Consider the following 13,035-nt stretch of genomic DNA (forward strand, 5'->3'; position numbering starts at 1 on the left):
AGCCCTTGGAGATCATCGACCGCCGACGCAATCCGCACGGCAAGAATCTCGAAAATCGCCAGCGCGTGCTGGCAAGGGCGCGGGCAGCCGTGGCCCGCGCCGCGCGCGCCGCGATCGATCAGGGAACGCTTCGGGAGGTGGGGCATGATCAGACCGTCACCATCCCGGCCGATAGCCTGAACGAACCGAGCTTCCATACCGTCTTTACCAAAGGCCAGCGCCATATCGTCTTCTCCGGCAATAAGGAGTTTTCGACCGGTGACCGTCTGACGAGGCCGCCCGGCGGCCAGGGCAATGGCGGCGCCGGTGAGGGCGGGCAGGGCAACGGCGATGGGCAGGACGGCTTCCGCTTCGTGCTGACCCGCGATGAGTTTCTGGATCTCTTCTTCGAGGATCTGGAACTGCCCGATCTCGTCAAAAGCCAGATCGTCGCGACCGAGACCATGGCGCCGCAGCGCACCGGGCTGAGCGTTGACGGATCTCCGTCACAGATCGACATGGCCCGCAGCATGCGGCAGTCCATGGCGCGGCGTATCGGGCTGAAACGCCCGAAGACGCCCGAAATTGTCGCGATGGAAGAGGAAATCGCCCTACTCGAAAAAAGCCGGGACAATCCCGAGCGGCTGCGTGCGCTCAAGGACTCGCTCGCGACCGCGCTGATGCGCCAGCGGCGTATTCCCTGGATCGACCCGGTCGATCTGCGTTATCGCCGCTTCACGCAAGTGCCGAAGCCCAGCGCCAGGGCCGTGATGTTCTGCCTCATGGACGTCTCCGGCTCGATGTCCGAACCGATGAAGGATCTGGCCAAGCGTTTCTTCCTGCTGCTCCATGTCTTTCTTGAGCGGCGCTACAAGCATGTCGATCTCGTCTTCATCCGCCATACCGAAACGGCCGAGGAAGTGGACGAGAATACCTTCTTCACCGACCCGCGCACGGGTGGCACGGTCGTATCATCCGCGCTCGCCGAGTTTCTGAAAATCCAAAAACAGCGCTATCCGCAGGACAGCTGGAATATCTATGTCGCCCAGGCGTCGGACGGCGACAATTCCGGCAGCGACACCCAGAAATCGACCGCAATGCTGGAAAACGACATCCTGCCGGTCGTGCAGTATTTCGCCTATATCGAAGTCGGCACCATGGCCGTCATTCGCGGCGATACCGACCTCTGGCGGGGCTATAGCCCTGTCGCGCAGCGCGACAGCAAGCTCGCGATGAGCCGCGTCTCCGACCGGCGCGATATCTTCTCCGTCTTTCGCCAACTCTTCGCTCGCAAGGTGGCCGCGTGACTGAAAATCGCCTGCTCTATGAGGGCGCAGACTGGGACTTCTCCATCATTCAGCGCAGCTATGATGCGATCGAAAAGATCGCCTGCGAGGAGTTGGGGTTGGAAGTCTATCCCAACCGTATCGAAATCATCACCGCCGAGCAGATGCTCGATGTCTATACGGCGCATGGCATGCCCTTGACCTATCGCCACTGGTCCTATGGCAAGCGCTTCCTGCAGCATGAATCGAGCTATAAGCGCGGCTATTCCAGCCTCGCCTATGAAGTCGTCATCAATTCCAATCCCTGCATCAGCTATCTGATGGAGGAGAATACCGCGACCATGCAGGCATTGGTCATCGCGCATGCCGCCTTCGGCCATAATCATTTCTTCCGCAACAACCACCTGTTCCGGCAATGGACGGAAGCCTCCGCCATCATCGATTATCTGGAATTCGCGCGCGGCTATATCGCCACCTGCGAGGACCAGCATGGCGCCGCGGCCGTCGAACGCGTCATCGACGCGGCCCACGCGCTGTCACGTCACGGGGTGCATCGCCATGGCGGCGCAAGGCCGCTCAATCTGAAATTGGACCAGAAGCGGGAGCGCGAGCGGCGAGAGCATGACGAGCGCATGTTTGACGATCTGTGGCGCACGGTGCCCGGCAGCAAGCCCAAGCATACCTCGGATAGCGCAACGGAACGCCGCCGGCGCCTCGGCCTGCCTGAGGAAAACCTGCTCTATTTTATCGAAAAGGTGGCGCCGCGCCTGCAATCCTGGCAGCGGGAGATCATCCGCATCGTCCGTCTCATCGCGCAGTATTTCTATCCGCAGCCGCAGGCCAAGTTGATGAACGAGGGCTGCGCCACCTGGGTGCATCAACGCATCATGCAGCGCCTGCATGAAACCGGGCAGATCAACGACGCGGCCTTCCTGGAGGTTCTGCACTCGACCAGCAACGTCATCTATCAACCGGATTTCGATCGTCCCGGCGGCGGGCCCGGCTTTAATCCCTATGCGCTCGGCTATGCCATGATGAGCGATATCGAGCGTGTCTGCGCCGACCCGACCGAAGAAGATCGGCGCTGGTTCCCTGACATCGCGGGCAACGGCGATCCCATCGGCACGCTACGCTATGCCTGGGCCAATTTCCGGGACGAGAGTTTCGTGCTGCAATACCTCTCGCCTGCCGTCATCCGGCAATTCCGCATGTTCCGCCTGCTGGATGACACATCGGATTCGGCTCTGGTCGTCGATGCCATCCATGACGATGCCGGCTATCGCGCCGTCCGCCGCAGCCTGGCCGCAAGCTATGACCCGGCCCTGCATGACGCCGATGTGCAGGTGGTCGATGTCGATCTGGCCGGCGATCGCAAGCTGCTGCTGCAGCACCGCACCAAGCCGGGAGAGCTGTTGTCGACGCGCGATGCCGAGGCAACACTGCGTCACATCGCCTTCCTGTGGGGTTATGAGGTTCGCCTGCAGGAAGTGGATACGGCGACCGAGGCCATCCTCTCGACCCATACGGCCAATCCCCCGCCCGCCTGAGCTGGCCCATGTTTGTCGTCCGCGTACTCGTTGCGCGGGTCTACCCGCTGCCGCAGGTGCGCCCGCCCTGTTCGGTCACAACCTAGCCAGACGCGGGCCAGACATCTTGCGCGCCGAGAAACCGCGCCCAACTGGGTTACAGAAATGTCACCTTGGGGGAAACGGCCATGCGGCTTCTTCTGATTATTCTGATCCTGCTGTTGCTCTTTGGCGGCGGCTACGGCTTCGTTGGCGGCGGCTTCGGCGGATCCTACGGCTATGGCCTCGGCGGTGGGCTTGGCCTCATCGTCATCATCATCATCGTTCTGCTTGTTCTTGGTTAGAGCAGATCCCGGCTGAGCAAGGCTGCGGCGCGTGGAGCCTGCGCGCGCTGCAGCCTTTATTCTATCGCGTCAGCCCGGCACGCCCTGGCTGGTCGAATATTCGAAATGCAGTGCCTTGCCCGGATAGACGATCGGGTGAATGGCATGGGCGGCCATCGCCCCTTCTGCAAAACCCTGAAGAATAAGCTTGAGCTTTCCCGGATAGGTCGCGACGTCGCCGATGGCGAAAACGCCCGGCATCGTCGTCTCGCAGGTTGCCGGCGTTACCGGCAGATGATGGCGTTCCAGTGCCAGCCCCCAATCCGCGATTGGCCCCAGATCCATCGACAGGCCAAAGAAAGGCAGCAGCACATCGGCCGGCAGCACCTTCTGCTCGCCCTGCAGCGTTGCCACGACAACGCCGGTCAGGCGCCCGCCCTCCCCTTCCAGCCCCTGCAGCTGATAGGGGATGACCATGTCGATCGCGCCCGCCGCCGCCGCCTCATCCAACCGCGCCGCCATCTCGGGCGCCGCGCGGAATTTGGGACGACGATGCACGACTGCAATCGAAGCCGCGATATCCTTCAGCGCCAGCGCCCAATCGACCGCCGAATCGCCGCCGCCCGCGATCACCACGCGCTTGCCGCGAAAATCCTCACGCCGGCGGACGTAATATTGCACGCCTCCCGTTACCTCGTACTCCTCCAGCCCATCCATCGGCGGGCGGTTGGGGCCGAAGGCGCCCGCGCCGGCCGCGATGATCACGGCCTTTGCGGTGACTTGGTCGCCTTTGTCGGTGGAAAGCCGGAAGGCGCCGGCCTCGCCAGTCAGACCCGTCACGCGGCGGCCCAGCAGGCGTGGCGCGTCGAAGGGTGCTGTCTGCGTTTCCAGATTGGTGATCAGGTCGGCGGCCTCGATCGCGGGAAGGGCCGGAATGTCGTAGATCGGCTTCTCGGGATAAAGCGCCGTGCACTGGCCGCCCACGGCATCCAGCGCGTCGATCAGCACCGCGCGCATTTTCAGCATGCCGCATTCGAAAACGGCGAAAAGCCCGGCCGGGCCTGCGCCCACGATCGCCACATCGGTATCCAAGACCTGAGCCATGCTGCGCCCATCCCCTATTCAAGCCAGTCCCGGTAGATAGGCTGCGGCCTTCCGATCCGTCCAGCCTTGGGGCATGGTCCGGGCTATGACCGGCAGCCCCCCTCCCCCGCTCGATCTGCGACTGCACGCGCTTGACGCGACCGAAGCGCTGGCCGGACGCATTGCCGCGCTGCTGCGTCGCGGCGACGCCATTCTGCTGTCAGGCCCGCTCGGTGCCGGCAAAAGCGCGCTTGCCCGCGCGATCATCCGGGCAGCCGCTGCCGACCCTGCGCTCGACGTGCCGAGCCCCAGCTTCACCCTGGTGCAAAGCTATGAGACGCCCAAGGGGATGATCCATCACTACGATCTCTGGCGGGTGGAGCCGGGACCTGACCTGCGCGAGCTTGGGCTGGACGATGCGCTCAGTGAGATCACATTGATCGAATGGCCGGATCGGCTGGACGCCTATACGCCGGTCGACGCCCTTGAAATCACGCTCGATCCAAGGCCGGATGGCGAACGGCGCGCCCATCTTTCCGGCTGGCCGGATCGCCTCCATCGCCTTATGGACCAGCCATGACCCAAGCTGCTTTCTCGCCTGCCCAGACCCCGCGCAAAGCCATGCTTCTGGCGGCCGGATTAGGCACCCGCATGCGTCCACTGACGGCGAAGACGGCGAAGCCTCTGCTGCCGCTGGGCGGCCGCGCCTTGCTCGATCATGCGCTGGATCGGCTGGCCGATGCGGGGGTGGAAACGGTCGTCGTCAATACCCACTGGCAGGCGGACTCTGTGGAAGCCCATCTCGCCGGTCGCGAGACAGGCCCGACCGTCATCGTGCAGCGCGAAGACAGCCTTCGCGACACCGGCGGCGCGGTCGCGGCCGCCCTGGCCGCGGGCCATCTGGGAACGGAACCCTTCTACGTCATCAATGGCGATGCTTTCTGGCTGGACGGCCCGATCCCGGTGCTGCTCCGCCTCGCCAGCGCCATGCAGATCGAAAAGACCGAGGGCGTATTGCTGCTGCATCGGACCACGCAGGTCGCGAGCGATACCGGTGCCGGGGATTTCGCCCTCGACGTCTGGGGCCATCCGCGCCGCCCGACCGAGCATGAACAGGTCCCCTATACCTATGCCGGCATTCAGATCCTCTCTCCCCGCCTGTTTCAGGATCTGCCGCCCGCAGCCTTCAGCATGAACCTGATCTGGGACCGCGCGATCGAAGCGGGACAACTCCGCGCCATCGTGCATGACGGCGTCTGGTTCCACCTCTCCACCCCGCCCGACCTTGCCCGCGCCGAAGTAGAATTGCGGGAGCATGCGGCAGGCAACCGCCGGTGAAGCCGCTTGGCCTCTGGTCCATTCCCAGCGGTCTTTCGTTCCTCGATGCATTGGCGCAGCGCTGGCTGCGGGACCACGGCGACGCCCCGCTCGCCCAGGGTCTGATTCTGCTGCCGACGCGGCGCGCCGCCCGCGCGCTGATGGAAGCTTTCCTGCGCGCGACCGACGGCAAGCCGCTGCTGCTGCCGCGAATCTCTGCGATCGGCGCGGCGGATGAAGTGCCGCTGGCGCTCGGCCCCGCAGCGCTCGCCCTGCCGCCGGCCATGCCGGAAGCCCAGCGCCTGGCCACCCTCTCTCGTCTCATTATCGCGCTGGAACAGGCGAGCGGCACGGTCAGCCCCAGCCTGGACGCAACCTGGCGCCTGGCCCGCGAACTCGCTGCCCTGATGGATGAGGCGGAGCGTGCCGAAGTGCCGCTGGCCCAGGCGCTGCATGCCAGCGTGCCGGAGGAATTGGCGGCGCATTGGCAAAAGACGCTGACCTTCCTCGCTATCGCGACCGACCAATGGCCGCGCATCCTGGATGAATTGCAGCTGATCGACCCGGTCGCGCGGCAGGTCCGGCTGCTCCATGCCCAAGCGAAAGCCTGGGAAGATAAGCCGCCCGATTATCCGGTCTGGATTGCCGGGCTCACGGCTGCCCGCCCGTCCATCGCCCATATCGCGCGCGTCGTGGCCGGACTGCCCCAGGGCGCGGTCATCCTGCAGGGCCTCGACCACGGCATGGCCGATGAGGTCTGGACATCGCTGCAGCCGAGCCATCCGCAGGCTGGGCTGCAGCGCTTGATCGCGGCCATGGGCGCAAGGCGGGACGACGTGCAGCCTTGGGATGAGTCACCGCAGCAGGCGCCCGACCGCTCGGATCTCCTCGCCCGCGCCTTGCTGCCGGCCGAAGCGCTCAGCGCCTGGCGAGAGGCAGCCCCCCTGGCCCTCGACGGGCTTTATCGCTTGTCTCCCGCCGACCAGCAGCAGGAAGCGATCGCCATCGCGGCCCTGCTGCGCGACACGTTGGAAACGCCTTCCGCCCGCGCCGTGCTGATCACGCCGGATCGCCAGCTTGCCGCCCGCGTCGCGGTCGAGCTTCGCCGCTTCGGCGTCATCGCCGATGACAGCGCGGGCGAAGCTTTGGGGGAGACGCCGGCCGGCACCTTCCTGCGCCTCATCGCCCGTGCGGTCGCGGACCGTCTGGCGCCGGTGCCGCTGCTGGCGCTGCTGAAACACCCGCTGACCGCCGCCGGCCTATCGCTCTCTGCCTGCCGCGCCGGCGCCCGCGCCCTGGAAATGGACTGCTTACGCGGGCCGCGCCCGGCCGCCGGTCTGACCGGTCTGCGGGATGCGCTGAGCCAGTCGCGCGGCGGCCCCTCGCCGCGCTCGGTCGATCTTTTGGCGCAGATCGAGGCCGCTTTGCTGCCGCTGCTGCGCCTGGCCGACGGCTATAAGACCCAGTCTGCCTCCGATCTTCTCCGCGCCTTGACCACGGTGGCCGAGGCGCTGGCGACGACCGCGGGAGACGCCGGTGCCGGACGTCTCTGGGCCGGGGAGGAAGGCGAGGCCTTGGCCTCGGCCATCGCGGAAGCCCTGCCCGCGCTCGACACCTTGCCCGATATCAGCCCCTCCGTTCTGCCCGGCCTGCTGGAGGCGCTGCTGGAAGGCAAGGTCGTGCGCAGCCGCCGCGCCATTCGCGGGTTGGAGGGTGCCAAGATTCATCCCCGCGTCTCCATCTGGGGGCTTTTGGAAGCGCGACTGCAAAGTGCCGAGGTCATCGTCCTCGGCGGCTTGGTGGAAGGCGTCTGGCCGCCCGCCCCCGATCCCGGCCCCTGGCTCAGCCGCCGTATGCGCGCCGAAGCCGGGCTGCCTTCGCCCGAGGAAGAGATCGGCCAGGCCGCGCATGACTTTCTTACCGGCGCCTGCGCGGCGCCGACCGTCATTCTCAGCGCGCCCTTGCGTGTCGGTGGCGCGCCTGCCGTGCCGGCGCGCTGGCTGAAACGGCTGGAAGCGATGCTGGCCGGCCAGTCCATCCGCCTGCCCGCCCATCCCGCACTCACCTGGGCGCAGGCTCTGGATCAGCCCGGTGCCGCGCCTCAACCCGCGCGCCCCCCGGCGCCGAAACCGGCCGTAGCGCTGCGCCCGCGCAGCCTCTCGATCACCGAAATCGAGACCTGGCTCGCCGATCCTTACGCCATCTATGCCCGCCATGTGCTGCAGTTGAAGGAGCTTGATCCGCTGGATCAGGCGACGGATGCCGCCGATTACGGGCGGTTGGTTCATGCCGGCGTCCAGCATTTCTTGACCGAGGCCGGCGCCGAATGGCGCGCCGATTCGCCGCATCGGCTGCGCATCGCCATGGACCGTGCGCTCAGCGAAGCGCGCCTTCGCCCCGCACTCGCCAATTGGTGGCGGCCGCGTCTTCAGCGCATCGCCGATTGGATCGCGGAGGTGGAAACCGCCCGCCGCGCCGGCCTGTCGCTGACCAAAATCGGCACCGAAGTCAGCGGCCGCTGGGCGCTGTCCGGTCCGGCCGGTCCCTTCACGCTGAAAGGACGTGCCGACCGTATCGAGCGGCGCGCCGATGGGTCACTGACGCTGATCGACTATAAGACCGGCACGGTGCCGACCGAAAAGCGCGTGCGCGAAGGCCATGCCCCGCAGCTGCCGCTGGAAGCCGCGATGGCGGCATCTGGCGCCTTCGGGGAGGATTATACAGGCCCGACGGTCGAGATGAGCTATTGGCGCTTGCGCGGCGGGGCCGAGCCCGGCGCCGTCATCACGCCGATCGAGAGCGCCATTGAACTCGAAGACCTCGCAAAACAGTCCGCCGACTCGCTCCGCGCCCTGATCGCGGCCTTCGACGATGCCGCGAAACCCTATCTCGCCCGGCCCCATCCCGGCCGAGCGGCGCGGGATTCGGCTTACGGCCGCCTCGCGCGGCTCGCCGAATGGGCCGGCGGCGGGGATGAGGGTTGAGCCGATGACAAATTCCCAGCTTGGCCTGCCCCTGCCGCCGACGCCCAGCGCCGATGATGCGCGGGTTCGCGCCAGCCAGCATCAGATGGCGGCGTCCAACCCGCGCGTCTCCACCTTCGTCGCGGCCTCCGCCGGGTCCGGCAAAACCAAGCTGCTGACGGATCGGCTGCTGCGCCTGATGCTGGGCGGCGTCGACCCTGGCCGCATCCTTTGCCTCACCTTCACCCGCAATGCCGCTGCCGAAATGGCGCTGCGCCTGCAGGACCGGCTCGGCCGCTGGGTCAGCCTGCCCGATGACCTCCTCAATCAGGCGCTGGCCGAGCTTGAGGTTCTGCCCAGCGAGGCGCAGCGCAAACGTGCGCGATCCCTGTTCGCCATCGTGCTCGATCTGCCCGGCGGCATGCGGATCGATACCATCCACGCCTTCTGCCAGTCGCTGCTGCGCCGCTTTCCGCTGGAAGCCGGCATCTCCCCCCATTTCCGGCTGATCGAGGAGCGTGACGCGCTGATCACGCTGCGGGAGGAGCAGGAAATCGTCCTCTCCCGCATCCATGACGATGCGCCGGGCATGCGCGAGGCTGTGGATGCGTTGGCCGCCGAACTCAGCGCCGATGACCTGGATGGTCTGCTCCGCAAACTGGACGGCGCGCGGGAACGAACGGAAGCGCTGCTCGCCCTCGATATCGAGGCCCTGATCGCCAGCCAGCGCCGGGTGCTGGGCGCCGCGCGGGATCGGGCTGATATCTGGCGCGATGCGCTGGCCGGTGACAACGCATCCGCGCTGCGCCGCGTCCTCACCACCATTGCCGAACAGGGGCCGCCCACCACGCGCATCCGGGCCTTGGCCCTTCTGGACTGGCTGGCCGATGACGAGGACGGCCGCAGACAGGATTGGAGCGTCTGGAGCCGCAGTTTCTTCAAGGCGGACGGTGGCCCCCTCGCCCGTTCGACGCTCATCGGCAAGAAGCTGGATGCGGACCGCCCCGATCTCTGGCCGGTCATCGAAGCCGAGCAGGCGCGTCTAACCGCCATCGAAGACGCTTTCGCGGCCGACCGGCTGGCCGATCTTTCCGCGTCATTCCTGCGTCTGGCACTTCCGGTGCTGCGTCAGCAGGCGCGGCGGCGGCAGGTGGAAGGGCTGATGGATTACGGCGACCTCATCATCCGGTCCAATGAGTTGCTGCGCGATCCCGGCGCCGCCTGGGTATTGTTCAAGCTCGACCACGGGCTGGATCACCTTCTGCTGGATGAGGTGCAGGACACGGCACCCGCGCAATGGACCATCGCCGGCAGCCTGACGGCCGAATTCTTCGCCGGCACCGGCGCGCGAGAGGCGCAGGCGCAATCGCAGAAAGATGCGCTCGGCCGCACCGTCTTCGCGGTCGGCGACCGCAAACAGTCCATCTACGGGTTCCAGGGCGCGGATCTCCGCTCCTTCGACGATTGGCGCGACAGGCTGCGCCAGCGCGTGCGCCGGGCGCAGCGGGACTGGCATGACGGCGCGCTCGACGTCTCCTTCCGCTCCGTCGTGCCGGTTCTGGCTTTGGTCGACGCGGTCTTCGCGGACCCCGAAGCCGCGCGCGGCGTGGTGGAGCCCGGCAGCTCGCCGCTGCTCCATGTCTCGGCCCGGCCGGAAGACGGCGGACAGGTTGAGATCTGGCCGCTGACACCACGCGAAGCGGTGCCGAGCCCTGACGCCTGGACCATTCCGGACAGCAATCTCGGCCAGACTTCGGCCCCCGGACGACTGGCGCGGGACCTGGCCCTATGGATCGCCCGGCTGACCGATGGCAGCCAGATGCTGGCGAGCCAAGGCCGGCCCGTGCAGCCCGGCGACATTCTGGTTCTTCTGCAAAAGCGCGCGCCGATCGCCCCTATTCTGGTCCGTGAACTCAAGGCTGCCGGCGTGCCGGTGGCGGGTCTGGACCGGCTGGAACTCACGGCCCAGGCCGCCGTGCAGGATCTGATGGCGCTCGCCGATAGCCTGCTGCTGCCCGAAGACGACCTCTCCTTCGCCTGCTGGCTCACCAGCCCCTTGGGCAATCTCTCGGATGAGAGCCTGATGGATCTGGCGGCCGGACGTCGCCGCCAATACCTGTCGGAAACGCTGCGCCTCCGTGCGGAGGAACGGCCGGACTGGCTGGCCGCCTGGCATTTCTATGAGGTTCTGCAGGCCGAGGTCGACTACGCCACGCCGCATGCCGTGCTCTCCCGCGCGCTCGGCGCGCTCGGTGGAAGGGCGCGGCTGTTCCGGCGCCTCGGCGCGGAAGCGGCGGAGCCGGTGGATGAGCTCCTGAATGCTGCCCTGACCTATACGGCCAGCCATGCCCCCTCCCTGCAAAGCTTCCTGCATTGGCTGCGACAATCGACGGCGGAGGCGAAGCGCGAACCGGGGGCTGCGGGCGATGCCGTGCGCATCATGACCGTCCATGCCTCCAAAGGTCTGCAGGCGCCGATCGTCATCATGGCCGATGCCGCCAACCGGCCGCCGGGCGATCGCTCGCAACTGCTCTGGATGCAGGATGCGGATAACGGGCTCGACCTACCCATCCTTTGCCCACGCAAGGACAGCCATTGCGAGGCGAGCCGCGCCTTCCAGGGCATGGTTCAGGCCCGCGCGGTGGAGGAGCATCACCGCCTGCTTTATGTCGCCATGACCCGCGCGGAAGACCGGCTGGTCGTCTGCGGCTGGGAAAGTGGCGGCCCGCGCGGCAGCGCACCAAGCTGGCATGAGCTGATTTCCCGCGGCTTCGACAGGCTGCAAGCCGAGACGGTGGAAGACCCTGATGTCTTCCCACCGAGCCGGAAGGTTTTGGCGGCGCCGCAGCGGCGCCCGCCGCCGGCGGTCAAAGCCAAGGCCAGCGCGCTGACCACCGACCTGCCGCTTTGGATCGGCCGCGCCCCTCATTGGCAGGCGGTGCCAGCCCCGCGCGAACCGCCGCGTCCCACACCTCTAGCCCCGAGTCGACCGGATGACATCGCCTTCGGTCCGGTGCCGGCAAGCGATTCGCCCCTGATCGTCACGGCATCGCGCAGCGCGCGTTTCACGCGCGGCACGCTCATCCATCAGCTGCTGCAACATATGCCGGAACTGCCGGCCGATACGCGGGCGGAGGCAGCCTTCGATTTCCTGCGTCGCGCCAGCGCCGGTATCGACCCGGCCGAGATCGAAACCGTCCTCGCGCAATGTGAAGCCGTGATCGGCGACCCGATGCTGGCAAAGGCCTTCGCGCCCGGCAGCCGTGCTGAAGTGCCGCTAGCGGGCGAGGTTGCCGGCGAGGTCATCACCGGCATCGTCGACCGGCTGGCGGTGACGACAGACAGCGTCACCGCGCTCGACTTCAAGACGAACCGCCAACCCCCGGCTGCGGTCGAGAAAACGCCGATCCTCTATCTGCGGCAGATGGCGGCCTATCGCGCGCTGCTGGAGAGGATTTTCCCGGATCGGCCGATCCGCTGCGTGCTGGTCTGGACCGAGAGCGGCACCATCATGCCGCTGCCCGATGCGCTGCTGGATGGCCACAGCCCTCAGGCGCGGGCGGCGGCAAAATCCTTGAACTGATCCAGCAAAGGCCCGACCCAGCCGAGGCCCGGACCATCCGGAAACCAGGCATCGTGCACGGCTTTGAGGTCCTCCTCGCTCCGCACGAATTCCGCGCTTTCCGGCACACCCGTCACGGGCAGCCGATAGGGCAAGCAAAACGGATAGTCCCGCACACGCCATTCCGGCCGGTGCGTCGTCATGAAGGCGAGACAAGGAACGGAATAGGCATCGGCCAGATGCAAAATCGCCGTATCCGTCGATACCACGGCCCGCGCGCCCGCGACCAAAGCCGCCAAGGCTTCGATCGTTTCGCAGAAGGGCGCCGCGATGCCGCCCGTCATCGGTGCCCCCTGCGTCACCACGGGGCCGAACCCGCGCGCGGCCAAGCCGCGCAGCAGAGCGGCCTGCGGCTCCGGCGGCATGTCACGGAGCGCGATGGATGCATGCGGGCAGAGCAGCACATAGGCTTTCGGCAGATCGAGGACCGGCAAAACCCCCAGCCTTGGCGCCAACCAGCTATTGCGCTTCTGATCTGAAGCGACCGTTGCCGGATCGATACCGAGTTTGCCCAGAAAGAAATCAATCATCGAGATGCAGGCGAAGCCCGGATCATGCGCGAAATCCCGGATGTCGATCACACGGCCGTCGCGGGGTGCTATCTCCATCGGCATGATCTCTGCCAGATTGGCCGCCCGCTGATACAGCTGCGGCACCAGGGGCTTCGCCGGGGGTTCCTGACGGCCGAGCACGACCCGCCCTTGAACAGCCCCCATCGCGCGGGCAATCGACAGCGCCTGCAATCCGATGATGCCATCGCCCAGGCTGATGCCGAAACCGTTCAAAACTGTCGTTAGGCCCAAATCCTGCATTCCTCGATTACCTGCCCCCGCGTCACAACTGATGCTCGCGGTCGCAAGCTTGCCTGACGGGTGGTAATGTCCCACCTTCAGACCAACGCAACATTAACCGCGTCGCTTCGTGGCGCGGCTTTCA

Annotated in this window: 9 protein-coding genes; 7 read left to right on the plus strand and 2 right to left on the minus strand. The window is 66.5% G+C overall.

From position 1 onward, the window contains the following. Positions 1-5: 5 nt before the first annotated feature. The 3 genes from ACELLULO517_RS10010 (at position 6) to ACELLULO517_RS10020 (ending at position 3,135) form a co-directional block, all read left to right on the plus strand. Complete coding sequence (locus ACELLULO517_RS10010; RefSeq protein ID WP_227307224.1) at positions 6-1,286, plus strand: YeaH/YhbH family protein; 1,281 nt, start codon at positions 6-8, stop codon at positions 1,284-1,286. Further along, positions 1,283-2,812 (plus strand): SpoVR family protein, encoded by a 1,530-nt coding sequence (locus ACELLULO517_RS10015; protein WP_227307225.1) that lies wholly within the window; start codon positions 1,283-1,285, stop codon positions 2,810-2,812. Before ACELLULO517_RS10010 ends, ACELLULO517_RS10015 begins: the two co-directional genes overlap by 4 nt. Before the next feature lie 167 nt (positions 2,813-2,979). Then, entirely contained in the window at positions 2,980-3,135 is a 156-nt protein-coding gene (locus ACELLULO517_RS10020) for a hypothetical protein (RefSeq protein ID WP_227307226.1), read from the plus strand. A gap of 69 nt (positions 3,136-3,204) precedes the next feature. Here ACELLULO517_RS10020 and ACELLULO517_RS10025 read toward each other — a convergent pair whose 3' ends face one another. After that, positions 3,205-4,218 carry an NAD(P)/FAD-dependent oxidoreductase gene (locus ACELLULO517_RS10025; RefSeq protein WP_227307227.1) on the minus strand — a complete coding sequence of 338 codons (1,014 nt, stop codon included), beginning with the start codon at positions 4,216-4,218 and terminating at the stop codon, positions 3,205-3,207. A gap of 85 nt (positions 4,219-4,303) precedes the next feature. Between ACELLULO517_RS10025 and tsaE the strand changes: the two genes are divergently transcribed. Genes tsaE through addA form a run of 4 tightly spaced genes read left to right on the plus strand, consistent with a single transcriptional unit; the run spans position 4,304 to position 12,060 of the window. Beyond that, the gene (gene tsaE / locus ACELLULO517_RS10030) at positions 4,304-4,777 is read left to right on the plus strand and encodes a tRNA (adenosine(37)-N6)-threonylcarbamoyltransferase complex ATPase subunit type 1 TsaE (RefSeq protein ID WP_227307228.1); all 474 of its coding nucleotides are present in this window, start codon (positions 4,304-4,306) and stop codon (positions 4,775-4,777) included. Continuing rightward, positions 4,774-5,535, plus strand: a complete 762-nt coding sequence (locus ACELLULO517_RS10035; protein WP_227307229.1) for a nucleotidyltransferase family protein — start codon at positions 4,774-4,776, stop codon at positions 5,533-5,535. Before tsaE ends, ACELLULO517_RS10035 begins: the two co-directional genes overlap by 4 nt. Continuing rightward, positions 5,532-8,498, plus strand: a complete 2,967-nt coding sequence (gene addB / locus ACELLULO517_RS10040) for a double-strand break repair protein AddB (RefSeq protein WP_227307230.1) — start codon at positions 5,532-5,534, stop codon at positions 8,496-8,498. Before ACELLULO517_RS10035 ends, addB begins: the two co-directional genes overlap by 4 nt. A 4-nt stretch (positions 8,499-8,502) precedes the next feature. After that, positions 8,503-12,060 carry a double-strand break repair helicase AddA gene (addA, locus tag ACELLULO517_RS10045; protein WP_227307231.1) on the plus strand — a complete coding sequence of 1,186 codons (3,558 nt, stop codon included), beginning with the start codon at positions 8,503-8,505 and terminating at the stop codon, positions 12,058-12,060. Here the strand turns inward: addA and ACELLULO517_RS10050 are convergent. After that, a complete protein-coding gene (locus ACELLULO517_RS10050) occupies positions 12,027-12,902 on the minus strand; it encodes a glycosyltransferase family 9 protein (protein WP_227307232.1) in 876 nt (291 codons plus the stop codon). The genes addA and ACELLULO517_RS10050 overlap by 34 nt on opposite strands. Positions 12,903-13,035 lie beyond the last annotated feature (133 nt).

Source organism: Acidisoma cellulosilyticum, from assembly GCF_020621385.1.
Taxonomy (GTDB): Bacteria; Pseudomonadota; Alphaproteobacteria; order Acetobacterales; family Acetobacteraceae; genus Acidisoma; species Acidisoma cellulosilyticum.

Bases quoted from the DNA above. Each gene is read 5' to 3' on its own strand.
- addA (WP_227307231.1), top strand. From the start codon at position 8,503: ATGACAAATTCCCAGCTTGGCCTGCCCCTGCCGCCGACGCCCAGCGCC.
- ACELLULO517_RS10035 (WP_227307229.1), top strand. From the start codon at position 4,774: ATGACCCAAGCTGCTTTCTCGCCTGCCCAGACCCCGCGCAAAGCCATG.
- ACELLULO517_RS10020 (WP_227307226.1), top strand. From the start codon at position 2,980: ATGCGGCTTCTTCTGATTATTCTGATCCTGCTGTTGCTCTTTGGCGGC.
- ACELLULO517_RS10025 (WP_227307227.1), bottom strand. From the start codon at position 4,218: ATGGCTCAGGTCTTGGATACCGATGTGGCGATCGTGGGCGCAGGCCCG.
- tsaE (WP_227307228.1), top strand. From the start codon at position 4,304: ATGACCGGCAGCCCCCCTCCCCCGCTCGATCTGCGACTGCACGCGCTT.